The sequence below is a fragment of the Flavobacterium sp. YO12 genome, from assembly GCF_004119495.1.
GTDB lineage: Bacteria > Bacteroidota > Bacteroidia > Flavobacteriales > Flavobacteriaceae > Flavobacterium.
Genome location: NZ_NRQU01000006.1, coordinates 52,078 through 72,804, shown reverse-complemented (window position 1 = coordinate 72,804; position 20,727 = coordinate 52,078). Strand labels below are relative to the sequence as shown.

The 20,727-nt window shown below is 33.3% G+C and carries 19 protein-coding genes and 1 pseudogene; 12 read left to right on the top strand and 8 right to left on the bottom strand.

Translation table 11 applies throughout. The annotated features are described in order from the left end of the window. The first annotated feature begins 7 nt into the window (after positions 1 to 7). From BOW55_RS03150 to BOW55_RS03135, 4 genes are all read left to right on the top strand, one after another. Positions 8 to 460, top strand: a complete 453-nt coding sequence (locus BOW55_RS03150; RefSeq protein WP_241686456.1) for a hypothetical protein — start codon at positions 8 to 10, stop codon at positions 458 to 460. 113 nt (positions 461 to 573) lie between these two features. After that, the gene (locus BOW55_RS03145) at positions 574 to 1,377 is read left to right on the top strand and encodes an MbnP family protein (RefSeq protein WP_129022939.1); all 804 of its coding nucleotides are present in this window, start codon (positions 574 to 576) and stop codon (positions 1,375 to 1,377) included. A gap of 148 nt (positions 1,378 to 1,525) precedes the next feature. Beyond that, on the top strand, positions 1,526 to 2,566 hold the full coding sequence (locus BOW55_RS03140) for a cytochrome-c peroxidase (protein ID WP_129022938.1): 1,041 nt from the start codon (positions 1,526 to 1,528) through the stop codon (positions 2,564 to 2,566). 306 nt (positions 2,567 to 2,872) lie between these two features. Beyond that, positions 2,873 to 3,832 (top strand): transporter, encoded by a 960-nt coding sequence (locus tag BOW55_RS03135; RefSeq protein WP_129022937.1) that lies wholly within the window; start codon positions 2,873 to 2,875, stop codon positions 3,830 to 3,832. 70 nt (positions 3,833 to 3,902) lie between these two features. Here the strand turns inward: BOW55_RS03135 and BOW55_RS03130 are convergent, their stop codons facing one another. Together BOW55_RS03130 and BOW55_RS03125 are read right to left on the bottom strand one after the other, a co-directional pair. After that, the gene (locus tag BOW55_RS03130; RefSeq protein ID WP_129022936.1) at positions 3,903 to 4,565 is read right to left on the bottom strand and encodes an RNA methyltransferase; all 663 of its coding nucleotides are present in this window, start codon (positions 4,563 to 4,565) and stop codon (positions 3,903 to 3,905) included. A 56-nt stretch (positions 4,566 to 4,621) separates the two neighbouring features. After that, positions 4,622 to 5,002, bottom strand: a complete 381-nt coding sequence (locus tag BOW55_RS03125; RefSeq protein ID WP_129022935.1) for a hypothetical protein — start codon at positions 5,000 to 5,002, stop codon at positions 4,622 to 4,624. Positions 5,003 to 5,104: 102 nt separating this feature from the next. Here BOW55_RS03125 and BOW55_RS03120 point away from each other — a divergent pair, with 102 nt between their 5' ends. The 4 genes from BOW55_RS03120 to BOW55_RS03105 all read left to right on the top strand — a co-directional run bounded on the left by BOW55_RS03120 (position 5,105) and on the right by BOW55_RS03105 (position 10,416). After that, positions 5,105 to 5,806 (top strand): NAD-dependent deacylase, encoded by a 702-nt coding sequence (locus tag BOW55_RS03120; RefSeq protein ID WP_129022934.1) that lies wholly within the window; start codon positions 5,105 to 5,107, stop codon positions 5,804 to 5,806. After that, complete coding sequence (locus BOW55_RS03115) at positions 5,803 to 6,495, top strand: sterol desaturase family protein (protein ID WP_129022933.1); 693 nt, start codon at positions 5,803 to 5,805, stop codon at positions 6,493 to 6,495. Before BOW55_RS03120 ends, BOW55_RS03115 begins: the two co-directional genes overlap by 4 nt. Positions 6,496 to 6,585: 90 nt before the next feature. Further along, positions 6,586 to 7,932, top strand: a complete 1,347-nt coding sequence (purB, locus tag BOW55_RS03110) for an adenylosuccinate lyase (protein ID WP_129022932.1) — start codon at positions 6,586 to 6,588, stop codon at positions 7,930 to 7,932. A gap of 234 nt (positions 7,933 to 8,166) precedes the next feature. Next, a complete protein-coding gene (locus tag BOW55_RS03105; protein ID WP_129022931.1) occupies positions 8,167 to 10,416 on the top strand; it encodes a cation:proton antiporter in 2,250 nt (749 codons plus the stop codon). 61 nt (positions 10,417 to 10,477) lie between these two features. On the opposite strand, the gene BOW55_RS03100 is transcribed toward BOW55_RS03105, so the two are convergent. The 3 genes from BOW55_RS03100 to BOW55_RS03090 all read right to left on the bottom strand — a co-directional run bounded on the left by BOW55_RS03100 (position 10,478) and on the right by BOW55_RS03090 (position 13,284). After that, positions 10,478 to 11,116, bottom strand: a complete 639-nt coding sequence (locus BOW55_RS03100) for a peroxiredoxin (RefSeq protein ID WP_089052906.1) — start codon at positions 11,114 to 11,116, stop codon at positions 10,478 to 10,480. A gap of 111 nt (positions 11,117 to 11,227) precedes the next feature. Next, positions 11,228 to 12,139, bottom strand: a complete 912-nt coding sequence (locus tag BOW55_RS03095) for an AEC family transporter (RefSeq protein ID WP_129022930.1) — start codon at positions 12,137 to 12,139, stop codon at positions 11,228 to 11,230. Positions 12,140 to 12,201: 62 nt separating this feature from the next. Then, positions 12,202 to 13,284, bottom strand: a complete 1,083-nt coding sequence (locus tag BOW55_RS03090; protein WP_129022929.1) for a serine hydrolase — start codon at positions 13,282 to 13,284, stop codon at positions 12,202 to 12,204. A gap of 179 nt (positions 13,285 to 13,463) precedes the next feature. On the opposite strand from BOW55_RS03090, the gene BOW55_RS03085 reads away from it, so the two are divergent. From BOW55_RS03085 to meaB, 3 genes and pseudogenes are all read left to right on the top strand, one after another. Beyond that, positions 13,464 to 13,871 carry an Rrf2 family transcriptional regulator gene (locus tag BOW55_RS03085; protein WP_129022928.1) on the top strand — a complete coding sequence of 136 codons (408 nt, stop codon included), beginning with the start codon at positions 13,464 to 13,466 and terminating at the stop codon, positions 13,869 to 13,871. A 57-nt stretch (positions 13,872 to 13,928) separates the two neighbouring features. Then, positions 13,929 to 14,570, top strand: a complete 642-nt coding sequence (locus BOW55_RS03080; protein WP_129022927.1) for an NAD(P)-dependent oxidoreductase — start codon at positions 13,929 to 13,931, stop codon at positions 14,568 to 14,570. Between the two features lie 299 nt (positions 14,571 to 14,869). Beyond that, positions 14,870 to 15,966: pseudogene (gene meaB / locus BOW55_RS03075) on the top strand (methylmalonyl Co-A mutase-associated GTPase MeaB). Positions 15,967 to 16,193: 227 nt separating this feature from the next. On the opposite strand, the gene BOW55_RS03070 reads toward meaB, so the two are convergent. From BOW55_RS03070 to BOW55_RS03060, 3 genes are all read right to left on the bottom strand, one after another. Beyond that, the gene (locus BOW55_RS03070) at positions 16,194 to 18,128 is read right to left on the bottom strand and encodes an LTA synthase family protein (RefSeq protein WP_129022926.1); all 1,935 of its coding nucleotides are present in this window, start codon (positions 18,126 to 18,128) and stop codon (positions 16,194 to 16,196) included. Between the two features lie 59 nt (positions 18,129 to 18,187). After that, positions 18,188 to 18,415, bottom strand: coding sequence for a hypothetical protein (locus BOW55_RS03065; RefSeq protein ID WP_129022925.1), 228 nt, complete (start codon positions 18,413 to 18,415; stop codon positions 18,188 to 18,190). 128 nt (positions 18,416 to 18,543) lie between these two features. After that, entirely contained in the window at positions 18,544 to 19,929 is a 1,386-nt protein-coding gene (locus BOW55_RS03060; RefSeq protein WP_129022924.1) for an MATE family efflux transporter, read from the bottom strand. Positions 19,930 to 20,119: 190 nt separating this feature from the next. Here BOW55_RS03060 and BOW55_RS03055 point away from each other — a divergent pair, with 190 nt between their 5' ends. After that, the gene (locus BOW55_RS03055) at positions 20,120 to 20,635 is read left to right on the top strand and encodes a hypothetical protein (protein ID WP_129022923.1); all 516 of its coding nucleotides are present in this window, start codon (positions 20,120 to 20,122) and stop codon (positions 20,633 to 20,635) included. Positions 20,636 to 20,727: the final 92 nt, after the last annotated feature.

The window sequence follows — 20,727 nt, the reverse complement described above, 5'->3', positions numbered from 1 at the left end:
ATTTTTTTTGAAAAAATTTAAAATAAGTTCTTTCCAAAACGAATTAAATGTATTTTTGCATTCGAAACAACGAAATCAAACCTTGAAGAATATCTTCATCATATTACTTTCCGGTATACTTTTACTGCCATCTTTTGGCAATTTCTTTGTTTATACTAATTTCAAACTGAATCAAGAGGAAATTATAAAAACCATTTGTGTACAGCGTAAACAAGTTTTCAATACCTGTAACGGTCGATGCGAGCTTCAAAAAAGCTTAAAAAAATACGCTGATAACGAAAAAAAAATGGAAAACAATCTTAAAGAAAAAACAGAGATTGTTTACATTCAAAATACAATTACAGCACCTTACCAATTAGTGGTGCCAATTAAAACTAAAACACAAAACTTTTCTGTTTTAGACAAAAAACCTGTTTCGGTTTCGAACACTTCGTTTCGTCCGCCATCCTATTTTATATAATTTTTTAAATCTACTTTCAATTTTACAATTGAAATCATTTTTATTGCCCAAAAGCAATGAAACGTGCTTACGCACATCTCAAATTTAAAATCAAATTATATAAAACCCATAAAATGAAAAATACTTTATACAGAGCTTTAGCTATTGTAACACTATCTATATCTTTATTTTCTTGTTCAAACGATGATAACAACGAAACGATTACAGGAAACGGAAAAATCACTTTAAAATTTGACAACGCATACGGAGCAAACGATCTAATTTTAAGCACTCAAGGAAACACAACTTCTAACAATGAAGTATTAAAAATTAGTCTTGTAAAATATATTGTCAGCAATGTTGTTTTTACAAAAGCTGACGGAACCACTTTTACCTACCCAAAAAGCAAAAGCTACTTTATTGCAGATGAGTCTACTGCTGCCGGACAACAATTTCAACTTGCTGATATTCCTGCTGGAGACTACACAAAAGTAAAATTTGGAATTGGAGTTGATGAAGAACAATGGAAATTAGGCGCTGCTGGACAAGGTGATTTCTTAGCACAAGCCGATGCTGCCGGAATGATGTGGTCTTGGGCTGCTGGATATAAATTTTTAGCTCTAGAAGGCACATTTACTTCACCAACAGTTACAACTGCGACTCCTTTTATGATTCACACAGGAAAAACAGGAACAGATTACAACTATACTGAAGTAACTCTGGATCTTCCAACAAAAGCTTTAGTTCGTACAAACATTACTCCTGCTGTGCACATTATCACAGATCTTTCGAAAATTATCGACGGCAAAAACAAAATCAAACTTTCAGACAACAACATGGGCGGAATGGGCGCGATGATTATGGGAGGTGCTAATTTGCCATTAATTACACAAAACATCTCTGCAATGTTTAGAGTAGATCACGTACATAACGACTAAACTTATTTTCAGGAGCACAAAAGTCATTGTTTAACAGACCACTCGTCCTGCCATCCGTTAAATCTTTCACGGCGAACACCGCCGTAAAAGGATATCACTTCTGTCAGGGCTAAAAAACACCTTTTGTGCTTCTTAAAACCCAAAAATCATGTTGAAAATAAAATATTTTCTTTACCTGATCATTCCATTACTATGGAGCTGCTCAGATCAAGATGACGAATATATAAATGTGCCGCTAGAATTTAAAGTTCCATCAAACTTTCCAGGTCTTGCTTATAATATTGCATTAAATCCGCCAACAGTAAAAGGATTTGAACTAGGAAAAAAATTATTTTACGATGGACGTTTAGCATCTGACGGAGTAGTTTCCTGCGGTTTCTGTCACATTCAAGCAAATGCTTTTACGCATCACGGACATACTGTAAGTCATGGCGTAGACAATGCACAGGGAACACGAAATACACCATCCATTCAAAATTTAGCATTTCAAACTACTTTTATGTACGACGGTGCGGCTGATCATTTAGATTTACAGCCATTGATTCCGCTTAAAAGTGCGATCGAAATGAATGGTGATTTGAATGCTATTCTAAAAATGATGAAAGCCGATAAGGAGTACCAAAAACTATTTGGGCAGGCTTTTGATGATGGTGCCATTACAACCGAAAATATGCTGAAAGCCCTTTCGCAATTTATGGTTATGGTGGTTTCATCAAATTCAAAATTTGACAAATACAGACGAAATGAATCTGACGGAAGTTTTACTTCTGATGAATTGGCAGGTTATGATTTATTTAAATCAAAATGTGCTTCATGTCATGCAACAGATTTACAAACTGATAATTCGTTTCGAAATAATGGTTTAGCAGTAAATCCAGCCGTTAATGATATTGGTCGTTATAGAGTAACAGAACTGGCAAGTGATTATTATAAATTTAAAGTACCAAGTTTACGAAATGTAGAAGTTTCTGGTCCCTATATGCATGATGGAAGATTTGGAACTCTTGAAGGTGTTTTAGATCATTATGCAAGTGGAATTGAAGATTCTCCAACTTTAGATCCAATTTTAAAACAGAATGGAAAATTTGGAATTGCGCTTTCTGCAACTGAAAAACAACAAATAATCGCTTTTCTGAAAACGCTGACAGATAATCAGTATTTAACAGATAAACGTTTCTCGGAATTTTGACAAAGTACATCATCAAAGTTTGTCATTTCGACGGAGGAGAAATCACACTAGAAAATCCGTAAAGAAAAGCGCAAATCTTTGTCGACGAACGAGTGTGATTTCTCCTCCGTCGAAATGACAAAAAAATAAATCTATAATAAAAACAGGCACCCAGCCCCGATTGCAGTGGAAAGCCTTTTTGAAGAAAGACCTTATTTTTCTTGAGTTTATAGAGCGACCAACGGAAGCTTTATAAACTTATAGAAAAATCGGATTTTGAAAAAAGCTTGCAACGAAAAGCGGGATTAGCTCCTAAAAACAATAAAAATGAAAAAATTAATAATAGTTTGTACTTTTTTGGTTGGATTTTCAGCCTTTAGTTCTACTGTAAAAGACAGTATTTCGACATTCACCTTTCAGCGTTTAGCTCTTATGGAAGATTTTGAGTGTGATGCCTGCGGTTGTTCTGCAAGCGGCGGAAGTATGGGTTTTAGCTCAATGCTAAATAACAATTTTGTTGGACTTCGATATTTTAAACAAAGCTATACAAGCCGTGACGGTATTTTTGCTAATTCGCCTTGGATAGACGAAAATTTCAATACTGTTCAAGCCTGGGCAAGGATTCCGATTTCAGAGAAAATTCAGGTTTCTGCTTTAATTCCATATCATTTTCATGAAAGACAATTAACAGCAGGAACGCAAAGTATTGAAGGTTTAGGCGATATGACTATTATGGGACTTTATACTGTTTATGAAACTCAAAAAGACAGTACGGTTTTTACTCACAAACTAAATCTTGGTGGTGGAGTTAAGATTCCAACGGGGCAATTTAAAGAAACCAACAATTTAGGAACTATAAATCAGAGTTTTCAATTAGGAACTGGAAGCTGGGATTTCCCTTTGGTTTCAGAATATGTAATCAAACACAAAAATCTAGGTCTAAACACTACTTTAAACTATATTTTTAAAACTGAAAACAGTAAAAATTACCAATACGGCGACCAATTTAATTATGCTGGTACTTTTTTCTATTTGTTTGATGCAAATAAATTTCAAATTGTTCCGCAGGCAGGACTTGCGGGTGAAATTTACCAAACTAATAAGCAACACGGACTTGATTTACCAAATACGGCAGGAGATATTTTGTTTGGAAAATTTGGCATTGAAGCCGGAAAAGATAAATTTTCGATTGGTGTAAATGCAATGCTTCCAATAACGCAGCATTTGTCAAATGGCAACATGGAAGCCAATTACAGATGGAGTATTAATTTGAATTATACTTTGTAAAAAAGGTTCTGAGATGCTAAGGTTCTGAGATACTAAGATAAAAAACTTAGAACCTTAGTCTCTTTAAAATTTATCTTGGATTTTCTTCGTAATAACGCGCCTCAATTCTCTTAATATCTTTGATAGAGTTTTTTGCCCACGAAAGACGTTTTTCTAGAATTTCTTCTTCAGATAACTGCCACTTAATATCTGAATTTCGCAGTCTATTGGTTAGGTTTTGAATAATGATTGCAGCTGAAACAGAAATATTCAAGCTTTCCGTAAAACCAACCATCGGGATTTTAAGGAAACCATCCGCTTTTTCTAATATTTCTTCAGATAATCCATCTCGTTCCGTTCCAAAAAATAAGGCACTTGGTTTTGTAATATCAAAATCCTCAAGCAAGCAATCATTTTCATGCGGAGTAGTTGCAATGATTTGATAACCTTTATTTTTTAAAGTAGAAATACAATTGCTGACAGAATCAAACTGATTAATATCTACCCATTTTTGAGCACCCATCGCAATTTCCTTATCGATTTTTTTTCCATATCGCTGTTCGATAACATTTAATTCCTGAATTCCAAAAACTTCACAGCTGCGCATTACGGCACTTGTGTTATGCATTTGAAAAACATCTTCGACAGCAATAGTAAAATGTTTAGTACGATTTCCAAGTACGTTTAGAAATCTTTCTTTACGATTATCCGTTAATATATTTTCAAGAAAAGCGAGGTAATCTAAATCAACCATTATAATTTTATTTGCTGCAAAAATACATTTTAAAGAATAGTCGAATTAGTTTTATTCTATTTTTTACTAAAAATGCCGTCTAAAACTTGATAAAAAACAGCTTCACCAAATGTTTTATTATCCTTTTCGTCAGGAAAAATAGGCTCTGGTTTTATATTACTCATCTCTTTTTTCAGTAATAACCTTGTATTTACCAAAGAGTAATATTTTCCTGCTTCAATTTGTGTTGGAGTAAATCCAGGTTTCGGATTATAAATTGAAAATGGAGCAGGAGAATTATAATACTTCTTAAATTGGACCGCCAATGGAGTTTCTTTTAAGAATGAAAATGCCATTAAATCATCATTTTCACTAAATAAATTTTTATTTTTAGAAACTGATTGTCCAAAAAAAGAAATGCTCACTAAAAAAAATCCAATCAAAAATAGTCTTTTCATCTGATAAAAATAAAGTATAAAAATAAGAAAAAACTATTTTTATAATCAAACCAAAAGATAAATTCTATTTTGCGAAAAAATAGATCGAAAATAATTAATGATATGAAAAAGAAAATTGTAGTATTAACTGGTGCTGGAATAAGTGCCGAAAGCGGTATTAAAACCTTTCGAGACAGCGATGGTTTATGGGAAGGCCACGACGTTATGGAAGTTGCGACTCCCGAAGGCTGGCACAAAAACCAAGATCTAGTATTGGATTTTTACAACAAAAGGCGCCAACAGCTTAAGGAAGTGAATCCGAATTTAGGCCATCAGATTTTAGCTGAATTAGAAAACCATTTTGATGTTTATATTGTTACTCAAAATGTTGATGATTTGCATGAACGCGCTGGAAGCTCAAAAGTTTTGCATTTGCATGGAGAATTATTAAAAGTAAGAAGCACAAAAAACCGCGAATTAATTCTAGACTGGACCAATGATTTACTTACTGGTGATCTTGATAAAAACGGTCATCAGTTGAGACCTCATATTGTTTGGTTTGGCGAAGAAGTTCCTGCACTTGAAGAAGCCATTTCGATTGTAGAAGAAGCTGATTATTTGGCCGTAATTGGAACTTCGCTTCAAGTATATCCTGCTGCTGGATTAATTTCATATACCTACAGCATTACTCCGGTTTTTTACATTGATCCTAAACCAATTTCGATTCCTAATATTCAGAACAAAGTTGAAGTTATTGCTAAAACTGCTACCGAAGGAGTGGCAGAAATGAGAAAAAAATTGTTCGAACTGGAAAAAATATCATGATCGTAGAAAATCTTTTACAGCAATTATCGCAAATAGGTTTCTTGGCTCAATTACTCGTTTTTACAATAGAAAATGGCATTCTGCTGCTAATGGCGGTTTTAATTGGAAAAATAGTTGAACCTAAAAACACTGTTCTAAATATAAAGGATAGAAAATGGGTTATTTCGACTTTGATCTGCAATATTTTCATTACAGCTCTAGGATTTAAACTGTATCAATTGCAACTCATTCGAATAGATTTTTCGGCTTCTTTAACTTCAACTGTAATCGATACTCTTATACTCATTATTTTGATGGACTTTTTTATGTTTTGCTTTCACTATCTAGCACATACTCTAAAATGGTTCTATCCAATTCATAAACTGCATCATACCCACGTCAACACCAATGTTTATAGTTTATTTGTGCTTCATCCAATAGAAACTCTAGGTTTTGGTTTTATATGGCTTATTCTCATTTCTATTTTTGAGTTTAATTACATCAGTTTAATCATTTATTTGTTTTTAAATTTGATGTATGGAATATTTGGTCATTTACAAAAAGATCTATTTCCTGCATTCTGGCACAAAAACTTTATGACAAAATGGATTTCTACTACAAAATTTCATGGCGATCATCATAAAAATGAAGCTCATAATTTTGGCTTTTACTTTACCATTTGGGATAAAATTTTCAAAACTAGTATTTAATTTAAAAGTTCCTCTATAATAACGCTTCGGTAATTTTCAGAAGTTTTAACAATAGCTTATATTTGCACCTTTCGAAAAAACAACATAACAATGACTACTCTAAACGAACTGAATGCTATATCGCCAATTGATGGAAGATATAGAAATAAAACTCAAAATTTAGCACCTTTTTTCTCAGAAGAAGCTTTGATAAAATATCGCGTATTGGTTGAAATTGAATATTTCATTGCCTTATGCGAAGTGCCTTTGCCTCAGCTTTCAGATATAGACTCTAGTTTATTTGACAGCTTAAGAGATATTTACAAAAATTTCTCTACAGAAGATGCGCTTTGGATTAAAGAAACTGAGAAAGTAACCAATCACGATGTAAAAGCGGTTGAATACTTTATTAAAGATGCCTTTGAAAAACTAGGTTTATCTAAATACAAAGAGTTTATTCACTTCGGACTGACATCTCAAGATATTAACAATACTGCAATTCCGCTTTCTACAAAAGAAGCTTTTGAGCAGGTTTATATGCCATCGTTAATTGCTTTAATTTCTAAATTAAAAGAATTAAGTGTAGAATGGGCAGCCATACCAATGCTTGCACGTACGCACGGACAACCAGCCTCTCCTACTCGTTTAGGCAAGGAAATTTTGGTTTTTGTAGAACGTCTTGAAGAGCAAATGCGTTTGTTATTTAATATTCCATTTGCAGCTAAATTTGGCGGGGCAACAGGAAACTTCAATGCACATCATGTAGCGTACCCGCAAATCGACTGGAAACAATTTGGAAATAAATTCGTTGAAACAGATTTAGGTTTACACCATTCTTTTCCAACAACTCAAATTGAGCACTACGATCATTTTGCAGCATTCTTTGATGGTTTAAAAAGAATCAATAATATCATCATTGATTTAGACCGTGACATTTGGACTTATGTTTCAATGGAATATTTCAAACAAAAAATAAAAGCCGGCGAAATTGGTTCATCTGCAATGCCGCATAAAGTAAACCCTATTGATTTTGAAAACTCAGAAGGAAATTTAGGAATTGCAAACGCAATTTTTGAGCATTTAGCAGCTAAATTACCTATTTCAAGATTACAACGTGATTTAACAGACAGTACTGTTTTACGTAATGTTGGAGTTCCAATGGGACACACAATCATTGCTTTTGAAGCAACTCTAAAAGGTTTAAACAAATTATTATTAAACGAAAATAAATTTGCTGAAGATTTAGAGAAAAACTGGGCTGTTGTTGCAGAAGCGATTCAGACTATTTTACGTCGCGAAGCATATCCAAATCCATATGAAGCGCTAAAAGGACTAACAAGAACAAATGAAGCCATTGATAAAAATGCAATTCACAATTTCATTGCCACTTTAGAAGTTTCTGATGCAGTTCGAGCTGAATTAATGCAGATAACTCCTAGTAATTATGTAGGAATTTAAATAAAACCTAAAATATTTTCTAAAAAAAAGCTATCTTTATCGAGATAGCTTTTTTTTTAACGCAGGAAGTTAATCCAGATTCAAACAAAAATCCTTTTATCGAAAAAAATATTGTTTTTTCACCACTGCTGAATGGCATACGAAAGCGCCAGGAACCAATCTAAAAAGGGCTATTTAAGTAAACAGCTTAAATAAAAAATCGGACTAAGCTCCTTAAAAACAAAAATACCCTTTATGATTGCCTTAAACGCCGCTGCCGAAAGTACACACCATTTACAACCCTTAATCAGTGATCTGGGATTAATCCTGATGACTGCTGGAATCGCTGTTTTATTATTTAAAAAAATGAAACAACCTCTAGTTTTAGGATACCTGATTGCAGGATTCCTAGCTGGAAATCACTTTGATTTTTTCCCTTCAATAACCGACATGAAAAGTGTTGAAGTATGGGCCGAAATTGGGGTTATCTTTTTGCTGTTTAGTTTAGGACTCGAATTTAGTTTTAAAAAGCTGATGAAAGTTGGAGGCACCTCCTCCATCACTGCGATAACCCAGATTTTATTCATGACCATTATAGGTTATTGTGTAGGACAATGGATGGGATGGGGAAAAATGGACAGCGTTTTTCTTGGAGCAACACTCTCAATCTCATCAACAACTATTATCATTAGAGCCTTTGATGAACTGGGTGTAAAAGGTAAAAAATTCGCTGGAATAGTATTTGGAGCCTTAATAGTCGAAGATATTGTGGCTATTTTAATGCTTGTTTTATTATCGACTATTGCAGTCAGCGATCAAGTTTCTGGTGCCGAATTATTACAATCAGTTCTAAAACTAGTTTTCTTTTTAATCATTTGGTTCCTAGGAGGAATCTTTATCATACCGACAATTCTAAAAAAAGCCAAACATCTTTTAACTGATGAGATGTTGCTTATTATTTCACTGGCATTATGTTTAATGATGGTTGTATTTGCTGCAAAAGTTGGCTTCTCGCCTGCATTAGGAGCTTTTATAATGGGTTCTATCATTGCCGAAACTACGATGGCTGAAAAAATCGAACACTTAATTCAGCCTGTAAAAGATCTATTTGGAGCCGTTTTCTTTGTATCAGTCGGGATGTTAATTAATCCAGACACCTTAATTACTTATGCACTTCCTGTTGCTTTAATTACACTTATTACCATTTTCGGAAAAGCATTTAGCTCCTCATTAGGTGCACTGCTTTCAGGTCAACCGCTTAAACAATCAGTTCAAACCGGTATGAGTTTAGCACAAATTGGTGAGTTCTCTTTTATTATTGCCACTCTAGGTATGACATTAAAAGTTACCAGCGATTTCTTGTATCCAATTATTGTTGCTGTATCAGCAGTTACAACCTTTACAACTCCATTTTTAATTAAATATTCAGATCCTTTCTCTGAACTTCTTGAGCGAAAGCTGCCAAAAAAATGGGTTAAAAACATAAACCGTTACAGCGTCAATGCACAAGCGATAAAATCAGTCAGCACATGGCAAATTGTACTACGAGCGTCTATAACTCAAATTATACTGCATACCATAATTATAGTTGCTATAATTTTATTATCATCAAAATTTGTTGCACCTCTGGTTGCTGACACTCGTTTTGGCAACACCTTAGCCGCACTTATTACACTAGTAATCATTGCTCCTTTTTTATGGGCGCTTTCTCTGCGTCGTGTAAAAGTTGATGAAGTAGAAACTTTATGGGAAGAACGTAAATATCGAGGCGCACTTTTAATGCTTATATTAATTAGAATGAGCCTTGGATTATTCTTTGTAGGGTTCTTATTGAATATTTTCTTTTCTCCTTTAGTGGCATTTGTCGCACTAATTATTGCGATTGGAGCATATCAAATTTTCCCTAAAAAGCTAAACGAACAATATCATAAAATTGAAAATCACTTTTTAAAGAACTTAAACGATCGTGAAAATAAAAAAATAGACAGAAGATATGCTAATCTAATGCCTTGGGACGGTCACATGTCTATTTTTGATATTGGAAAAGAATCAAACCTTGCAGGTAAAACACTTGAAGAATTGAGAATTCGAGAAAACATGGGGATAAACATCGCTTTTATTCGCCGTGGAGAAATTACAATTCCAATTCCAACCAAAAATGAACGATTGTTTCCTGGCGATGAGATATGCGTTATTGGAACTGACGAACAAATTGCACAGTTTACTACTTATCTAAAAAATGAAATTGAAGCTCCTAATAATGCTGAAGAATCAGATATTGTACTTCGTCAATTAGAGATTTCAAACGAAGATTTTATTCAAAAAAGTATTGGTCAATTTAGAGGAAGAACTGGCGGACTTGTCGTAGGAATCGAACGAAATGGTAATCGAATTTTGAATCCTGAATCGAATATCATTTTAGAAAAAAACGATATCATCTGGGTTGTAGGCGATAAAAAACGAATGAACGAATTAATGCAAAAAAGTACACACGTTTCATTTTAAAAACTAATCACTTATATAAAAAAGAAAGCCACAGGAATTTTAATCTGTGGCTTTTTCTTTTTTATTTATTTGGCTGCGGTGTCATACGCAGATAAGGTTTTATAGGTGTATGTCCTTTAGGAAACTTCGCAGGAATATCACTGTCCGGAATTGCTGGAGCAATTACTACATCTTCTCCATCTTTCCAGTTTGCCGGCGTAGCAACACTATAATTTGCTGTTAACTGCAAACTATCAATGACACGAAGCAATTCGTCAAAATTTCTTCCTGTTGATGCTGGATAAGTCAAAGTCAATTTGATTTTTTTATCGGCACCAATTACAAAAACAGATCTTACGGTAAATTTATCACTTGCATTTGGATGAAGCATATCATACAAAGTAGCTACTTTTTTATCCTCATCAGCAATAATTGGAAAATTAACTTCAGTATTCTGAGTTTCGTTGATGTCTTTAATCCAATCTAAATGCGATTGTAAACCATCTACACTCAAAGCAATAACCTTAGTATTTCTTTTTGTAAACTCAGGAACATAATTCGCTACAGTTCCTAATTCAGTCGTACAAACAGGAGTAAAATCTGCTGGATGCGAAAACAAAACTCCCCAAGAATCTCCTAACCATTCATGAAAATTAATTGGTCCCTGCGTGGTTTCTGCATGAAAATCTGGAGCTATATCGCCTAATCTTAATGTTGACATAATTTATATTTTTTAGTTCCTCTAAAATTAACTAAAAAATACACTTAGAAAACATGCAAGAATTAAAAAAAAGTTAAAATTCTACATTCTCTATCTAATTACTATTTTAAATTAAATAAAGCGCATCACAAAGTACCAGAACGCAAGGGTTACAAACGAAATCGGAATTCCGAAACCAATCATCATACTGCTCAATTTTGGTTTTAAACCATAAGTCGAAGCTAGAATTGCACCCGTAATCATGGGCGCCATCGCTGTTTCCATAATCGTTATTTTTATAGGCTCTGAATGTTGGTTAAAAACAAATACATACAAAACCATAATAATAAACGGTGTGAGAATCAATCTAAAAAAAAGACCGAGACGAAGAAATCGCCAATGTTGACTTCGTCTATCAAAAGTAAGCTGCAATCCTACCGAAAGCAAAGCAAGCGGTGTTACCAAACTACCAATTTTCAACAAAAAAGATTGTACGTTTAATTCTAAATCATATTCAAAAACATTCAATAAACAGGCTGCAACAAAAGTAATAAAAGGCGGAAAAAAGATTATTTTCTTGCAAATACTCCATGCATCTGGACTTCCTTTAGAATAAAATGCAGCTACAAAAACACCCAAAGTAGAAACTACCACAAAAGTTCCAGGCTGATCTACCAATATCGCGGTTTCTAATCCTTTTTTGCCATACAAAGCTTCTATAATTGGATAGCCCAGAAAAGAGGAATTACTTAAACCTGCGGTTAAAATTAAGCAGCCAATTAATTTATTTGACCAGCCCAACTTTTTTCCTAAAAAATGAAAAAATACAAATGCCAATAAAAAAGCAATCCAGCCAGCTCCTATAGGAAACAGTAATTCGTTACTCCATTTTATTTTCGGAATATGATATAAGGTAATTGCAGGCAAACATAAATAAATGACAATTTTATTTAAAACCTTATAAATATGGGTTGGAAATTGTTTTACATGTTGTAAAATCAACCCCAAAGCAAGAAAGAAAAATATAAGTATAAAATTATTCATGGCGCTAAAAGTCTCAAAAATACATTTTTATTACATGTAAGTTTTTATAGAAACGAAACATTTTAGCTTCCGTAATCCTTTTTTAATTTTCTCATTAATAATCTCACCCCATTAACTGTTGCTTCATTAAAAGAATTGGTAAAAATGATATAACCAATAAACTTTTTACGGTCGATAGAAGCAATAGTATAATAAGTTCCGGCAGTTCCTGAATGCGTCGAAAAGTCTTGATTGTTCTCATAACTATTAAACCAACCCAAAGAATAACCTTCAATTCCTTTATGAATAAAACGATAAGTACTTGCTTTTAAATAATTATCCTGACCTTGAAGCCCCTGAATATTGAGCTGAACAAACTTAATATAATCAGTAAGTTTGATATTAATATCACCCGCAGGTTCTGTATAATCTAAATGATAATCTGTATTTGAAGGAACAGGACTTAATTTATTGTTTTCAAAAGAATGTCCCCATGTATCTTTTGCTTTTACATTTTCTGGCCATGACAATTTAACATCAAGTTTCAAATCTTTATTAAAAACCTCATCAACCAATTTTTCCCAGCTTTTTCCGCTCACTTTTTCGACCATCATTGTGGCGAGCGCGTAACCTGCATTAGAATAAACATATTTGTGGTCAGCCTCTATTTCTGCAGGATTTAAGGTAAGTACAAATTTTCCAAACTGATTTCTTTTCTCTTGATGAGTGCCTGTAAAATTAGGAAATGCCGGGTCATTTTCTCCCTGAAAAGGCTGAATTTTGGCTTGGTGCGACAATAATTTCTCGAGAGTTATATCGTAATATTCTGGTTTTGAAGTTTTCTTTAAATCTGGAAATAAATCAAAAAATTTAGACGTCCATTTCAGTTTTCCTTTTTCAACATATTTTGCAATAATAAAAGCTGTCATCGCTTTTGTATTCGAACCAATATGAAATCGGTCATTTAACGAAGCTGCATCTGTTAAACCTATCGAATGCAATCCTGATGTATTAATTTCTAACGTTTTACTGCCATTAACAACGGCATAACTCAATTCTGGAATTGCGTGTGCAACACGAATAGAATCTGCATATTGCGCATGATTTTGCCCATACATCAAAGTTGAAAAACAATAAAAGAAAAGGAATCTTAATTTAAATTTCATCGTAATAAATTGAGAGTGACACAAATTAACTACAAATCTAATACTAATAAAAAACACTCGAGTTCTCAAATCATTTTATTTTAAAACATCAGTCTCATTTCATTCAAAAATTAATTTTTAGTTAAAATCTTTTTTATTCCGTCAAAGCTTTTTATATTTGTAACATATTTTATTACAGTATGATTTCAGGTAAATTTGCCATAACGATTCACATTCTTACTTTGCTGACTAAATTCCCTAATGATTATTTATCATCAGAGTTTATTGCCGGCAGTATCAATTTAAATCCTGTTTTGGTTCGAAAAGAAATCGCAAACCTAAAAGCACATCATATTGTAGAAAGTAAAGAAGGAAAAAATGGCGGAACAAAATTGGCCGTAGATGCAGCGAAATTGACTTTAAAAGAGATTTTTGAAATGACTTTTGAAACTATTAATTTGGGGTATGCAAAAAATGAACCTAACCCAGATTGTCCTGTTGGAAAAAAAATCAATCAAAATCTAGCTGATTTATATAGAGAAATGAATCAGAAAGTGAGCGCACAATTAGAAAATATTTCGCTTGAAGATTTTTCGAACCAATTTTAAAACTATTTTTTTATCCTAAACTGTAACATTTTTTATTACTAAATAAATTTATATATTATGAAAATCGCAATTATTGGAGCTACAGGATTTGTTGGCTCAGCCATCTTAAACGAATTAGCAGATAGAAAACACGATATTTCGGCAATTGCTCGAAATCCAAAAGACAGTACAAATGCAACTTGGATTGCAGCGGATGTTTTTAATGTTGATGCTTTGGCAGAAGCTTTAAAAGGACACGATGTTGTAGTAAATGCTTTTAATCCAGGATGGACGAATCCTAATATTTATGATGATTTCCTAAACGGATCAAAGGCAATACAAGAAGCAGTAAAAAAATCAGGTGTAAAACGTTTTATTACCATTGGAGGTGCGGGAAGTTTATTTGTTGCACCAGATTTACAAGCAGTAGATACTCCAGATTTTCCAAAGGAAATCTTTAATGGCGCAAATGCAGCTAGAAACTACTTAAATATAATTAAAGAAGAAAAAGATTTAGACTGGGTATTTTTTAGTCCAGCGTTTGAAATGCATGCGGGAACTAAAACAGGAAGAACTGGTAAATATCGTTTAGGCCTAGAAAACCCTGTTTTTAATGACGAACAAAGAAGCATCTTATCTGTAGAGGATCTGGCAGTTGTTATCGCTGATGAAGTTGAAAACCCAAAACATCATCAAGTACGATTTACAGCTGGATATTAATTTTTTTTAAAGGCTCTAAGAAACTAAGGTTCTAAGCTGCTAAGTTTTTTTGCCACGAATTACATGAATTATTTTTTTAGCTAATAACACGTTCGTCATCCTGAGCGAAGTCGAAGGACACACAAGCAGCTCGACAAAGCTTGTCTATTTTGATTGCAGAGTTACTGGCATGCCCTTCGACTTCGTTCGGGAAGAAAAAAATATGATAACAAATTCGTGTAAATTCGTGTAATTCGTGGCAAACTAACTTTTTGAAACTGTTTTTGTTTTCAGTACTTTTACGTTATTAAAAAAGTATTTTGTCAAGTTTAAAGAAACAGTCGAGTAATTTAACTGAAAAAGCTGGAATTTCACCTCCCGAAATCACCAATGTTTCGGCTATTAATCAAATTAAAAATAAACGCAGACAACAACCTTCTGCCGGCGAATTAATCTCTGGAATTCTTTCTGGAAATAGAACGGCTCTCAGCCGTGCCATTACGCTTGTAGAAAGTACAAATCCTGAACATTCTGAGAAAGCAAATGAAATTATAAACGGCTGCCTGCCTCATGCAAATAAATCTGTCCGAATAGGAATTACGGGAGTTCCCGGAGTTGGAAAAAGTACTTTTATTGAAGCTTTTGGAACTTTCCTAACACAGGCAGGAAAAAAAGTGGCTGTGCTGGCTGTTGATCCAAGCAGTTCTATTTCACACGGAAGTATTCTGGGTGATAAAACCCGCATGGAGGAATTGGTAAAAGACGAAAATGCTTTTATACGCCCAAGTGCATCTGGAGAAACTTTAGGCGGTGTGGCTCGCAAAACCCGTGAATCAATAATTTTATGTGAAGCTGCTGGTTTTGATACTATAATTATTGAAACAGTTGGCGTTGGTCAAAGCGAAACCGCTGTTCACAGCATGGTAGATTTTTTTCTTTTATTGAAAATTTCTGGTGCCGGCGATGAACTACAAGGTATTAAACGCGGTATTATGGAAATGGCAGATGCGATTGTAATTAACAAAGCAGACGGCGATAATATCAAGAAAGCAAATCAGGCAAAACTGGAATTCAACAGAGCTTTACATTTATTTCCACCCAAAAAATCAAACTGGCAGCCAAAAGTAACTACTTGCAGCGCCATAACTAGAGATGGAATTTTAGATATTTGGAATACAATTTCTGAGTATTTCGAATTAACAAAAAAACAGGATTTTTTCAAGAGAAAAGAAAGGAACAAAATCATTTTTGGATGATGGAAACAATAAACGAACAATTAAAGCAAAATTTCTATAACAGTCCTGAAATTATCTCCCTTTTAGAGCAAAACAAAAAAGCAGTTCAAAATAATGAAATTTCACCTTTTACAGCTGCACAGGGTTTATTAAAATTATATTTTAATAAAGGTTCAAAGTAGCAAAGGTTCAAAGAGACAAAGGTTTTTTCTTATCAAATATAGCCCGTGGTTGAAACCACGGGCTATATTTTTGCCTAATCTCCAACTTTTACGTTTGACCCAGGTTTTCTCCTAGCTTGTCTTTTCTTTGTCTAAATTCATAAAAGTAAAAAGGTTCAAAGTAACAAAGTCATTAACTCTGTTTCTTTGAACCTTTGCTTCTTTGTTCCTTTGTACCTCTTTTAAAACTATTTTTTTCTCAGCTTATATTTGCTTTCTTTATACAAATTACCCGCCGTAATTACGTGTGCCAAGGCATCTTTTGCCAATTCTTCGTTTAATTTTACAGGAACTAAAGTCGTATCATTTTTAACTTCAAACTGAAGAGGTTTTAAATTGGGCTGCATAATTACAACCTGATTTTCAACTCTAAATGCATTAATATCATTAAACTGCATAATCGCTCTTCCTTGTACCTTTTCATCAAGTTTACTTAGGTTTCTACCTACCATTGGAGTTTCGAAAGGAAGTCCTAAATAACTCAGTAATGTTGGCGGAATATCAATTTGGCTTGCTAATTTATTATAAACAGCACCTTTTGGAACTCCAGGTCCCATAATAAATGCAGGAATATGGAATTTATTTATTGGTACTAAATTTTTCCCGTACGTTCTTGTATTATGATCCGCAATTACAATAAAGATTGTATTTTTAAAATAAGGCTCTTTTTTAGCCATTTCAAAGAATTTTCCAATCGAAAAATCGGCATATTTCATAGCATTGTTTACCGTTGCAGGTTTTGTATCATAAGGTTTTATTCTACCTGCAGGATATTCAAAAGGTTCATGATTTGAAGTCGAAAACATTAAAGAGAAAAATGGTTTATCGCCTTTTGCCTTAAAGTAATTATTAGCTTTAGTAACCAAATCTTCATCAGAATAACCCCAAGTCCCTTTAAAAGCATATTTATTTCCGTCAGATTCAAAATCTTCCTGATCTACAATATCCTGAAAACCATTTCCGTTGAAAAACGACGCCATATTATCAAAATTGGCCATTCCTCCATAAATAAAACTTGTATCGTATCCTTTTTGTTTTAAAGCATCTGCAAGCGTAAAAAATCCTTGCTGCGAGTTTCCAAGTTTTACCACACTTTCTGACGGTGATGGTAAAAATCCAGTTACAACAGCTTCAATTCCGCGAACACTTCTTGTTCCTGTACAATACAAATTGGTAAACAATAGTCCTTCTTTTGATAATTTATCAAATTCTGGTGTCAAAGGTTTTCCTCCTAAAATTCCAACATATTCAGCACCTAAACTTTCTTGTAAAAAGATCACCAAATTGTATGGCTTTTTCATAACAGAATCTGGCTGCTGTACATGAAGAAAAGGAATTTCAGCATCTGTAAAATCGTTTGGACCAGCAATCATGTATTTTTTCACACGAGCGATTGCTTCGGCTTCATCCATTTTACCGTACATTTTTGTGTTTCCTTCATTCTTAATCGAATAAGCAGCAAAAGCAACTGTATAAAATGAGTTTAATCCTAAAGTATTAGTCAATTGATCTGTTGAAAAAACAGCATTACTGGCATTGATAGGACGTTTTGAAGTAAGACTTGAACGTGCACCAAAAAACAATAAAAATGCTAGTAATGGAAAAACCATTAATTTGAATTTATATTGAGTACTTGTTGTATGAAAATATTTTTTCCCTTTTTTGAAAGCAAAATAAATAACTACTCCAAGAATTATAAAAGTCACGATAATGGAAGTCAGATAACTTTTTAAAAGCATTCCAACAACTTCTTTTGGATAAATAAGGTAATCTAAGAAAATTTTATTGGGACGTGTATCGTATTGTTTTACAAAATCAGGTGAAGCTAATTCTACAAAAAGAATCAGAAACAGGAATAAAAAACTATAAATCACCAAAAAATTATTGGTGAACTTAAGCCATTTATTCGGTAAAAAAGTAATCAAAACGGCTGGCAGAAATGACAAATAGCAAAGTAAAATCAAATCCATTCGCAAACCGATTGGAAAAATGTACCAGAAATTTGGCGTTTCTACTACTCTCTCTTTAAATAGAAAAAATAAAAAGATTCGGCTTAAAGTAGTAATCAGTAATCCGATTAAAATAAAATTAACTATAGGTTTTAAGTAACGTAAATTTTTCATTAGATGATTTAAACTTTTTTGATTAAGGCAAAATTTGAAGAAACACGGGTAGTGTGTTTCTACTCTTCGTAACGATCTATTTCTCGATCATAGAACTCATTTGCCAAAACAATCAAACCTTCCATTTCTGCATTTAACTCAGCTTCATCAAGATCTTCGGCTTCTTCCATAAACTCAACCTCATCATCTTTTAGATTGATTATAAATCTAGGGTAATCAAGGTGAATGATAAAAATATCATCTGGAAAATCAGTATTATCTCCAAGTAAAAATTTAGGTAATTCCATTTTTATTTATTTATTATTTTGTTTTTATTTTCTCGTTTTTCCCGAAGTTATCGAGATGTAAAGATTAAAGGATTTATTATTTGTTTAAGTCATTTAATCCGTGCCAGATTCTTATTTTGTGCTCAAATTTAAGTATTTGAAACTGAATTAGTATTTAATTTCCTAGTTAAATAGTGAAAGCGCATGAATAGAAAAATTGCCGCCGCTGTTAATCCTGCCAAAAGTCCAATCCAAACACCTTGTGCTTTCCATTCAGTATGTTCGCCTAAGTAATATGAAATTGGAAAACCAATTATCCAATAGGCAACAAAAGTGATATACATTGGGATTTTTACATCTTGTAAACCACGTAAAGCACCAAGAACAACTACCTGAATTCCATCAGAAATTTGAAAAACTGCTGCGATTAAAAGTAGCTTTGATGCAATGCTTATCACTTCTGTGTTATCCATAAGCTGTCCGCCGTTTTCCATGTTTAAAAAAATGTAAGGCAGATAATCGTGAAAAACAACAAACAATATCGCAAAAAACGTTTCTATTATAATGGCAAGCAAAAAAATAGAACGCGCCACAACAATTAGTTTTTTATAATCTTGTAATCCTCTTTGGTTACTAACTCTAATCATCGAAGTTACACTTAATCCCATGGCAAACATAAATGTCATCGAAGCAAGACTTAAAGCAATTTGATTGGCTGCCTGGCTCGTTTTACCAATATTTCCGCAAAGCCATATTGACGCTGTAAACAATACAACTTCAAAAAGCATTTGCATTGCTGATGGAAATCCAATACTTATAATTTTTTTGATGGTAGCTTTTTTAATTTCCTGAAAGCTGAAATTCTTGAAAAAACGCTTTAAATCATTTCTTCTAGAAAGCATGATATGCATAAACATAACCAAGAAAATCCTTGAAATTACAGTTCCTAAAGCTGCACCAATAATTCCCATTTTTGGAAAAATCCATATTCCGTAAATCAACACATAATTGATTCCTACGTGCAGTACATTTGCCATAATCATGGCATACATAGAATATTTTGTCAATGATAATCCGTCTGCAAATTGCTTGTATCCTTGATACATAATTAGCGGAATCAACGAAAAAGCAACCCATCCCAAATACGGTTTTGCCAAAACAATTACTTCTGCTGGTTGCTGCAGCAATTCCATAATAGGTTTTGCAAACATAATTACCGTAAAAAGAACCAATCCTAGAATGGTACATAAAAATAATCCGTGATGAAAAGCGGATCTAATTTTAGTATCATTTTTTTCGGCATCGCCTTCGGCTACAATCGGAGTAATAGCAGTAGAAAAACCAATTCCTAAAGACATTGCTATAAAAATCATACTGTTTCCAAGAGAAACGGCTGCCAGTTCAGTACTTCCTAGTTTTCCCACCATTATATTATCAACAATACCAATTAAGGTATGCCCAACCATTCCTAAAATTATAGGATACGCTAATTTTAAATTGTATGAAAACTCTTTGGTGTACTGCTTTAAATTCACTTCTATTCTTTTTTAGTGTGCAAAGATAATCAGAAGCTTCGAATTCTATTCTATTAATAAAAAGATAAGCCAATTTTAAGGCGAAATTTGGCTAAACGCAATATTATGTAACGATTTTTAAAAATTATATAACAAGCTCCAAAGGCCTTGATCCTACTTTTACAATATTAAAAATTCAAAAAAAATTGTCATGAGAAAATTACAAATGTTATGCATAGCGACTTTCGCTTTTTTATACGCCAATACCACTTTCGCTCAAGACAGTGAAACAAAAAATTACGATCAAGGTTTTAGATTAGGATTTGGTGTGAATGGCGGAATACCAACTGACAATGATTACAGATGGTCGCTTGGTGGAGATGTTCGTTTACAATACGATTTATCTAAAAAAACATCGTTGACTTTAACTACAGGTTTTACAAACTTGTTTATGAAAGATCAAAATGGAGTTGAAGTAAAAGATCTTGGATTCATCCCTGCTAAAGCTGGTTTTAAAGCTTTTGTCTGGGAAGACCAATTTTATGTTTTAGGTGAAGTAGGTGCTGGTTTTGCCGTAACAAATGGCTATAACGATACTACTTTTTTATGGGCGCCGGGAATTGGATACGCCAATAAGTACATTGATATTAGTGTTCGCTATGAAGACTATAACAAATTCAATACAAACCAAGTGGCGTTGCGCTTAGCTTATGGTTTTAAATTATAAAAGGAAAGGTTTAATTTATTATTTTGTTTTTGGTAACAAGCCCGACAGTTTTCATAGTCTGTCGGGCTTTGTTTTTTTTACCATTGGTCAAA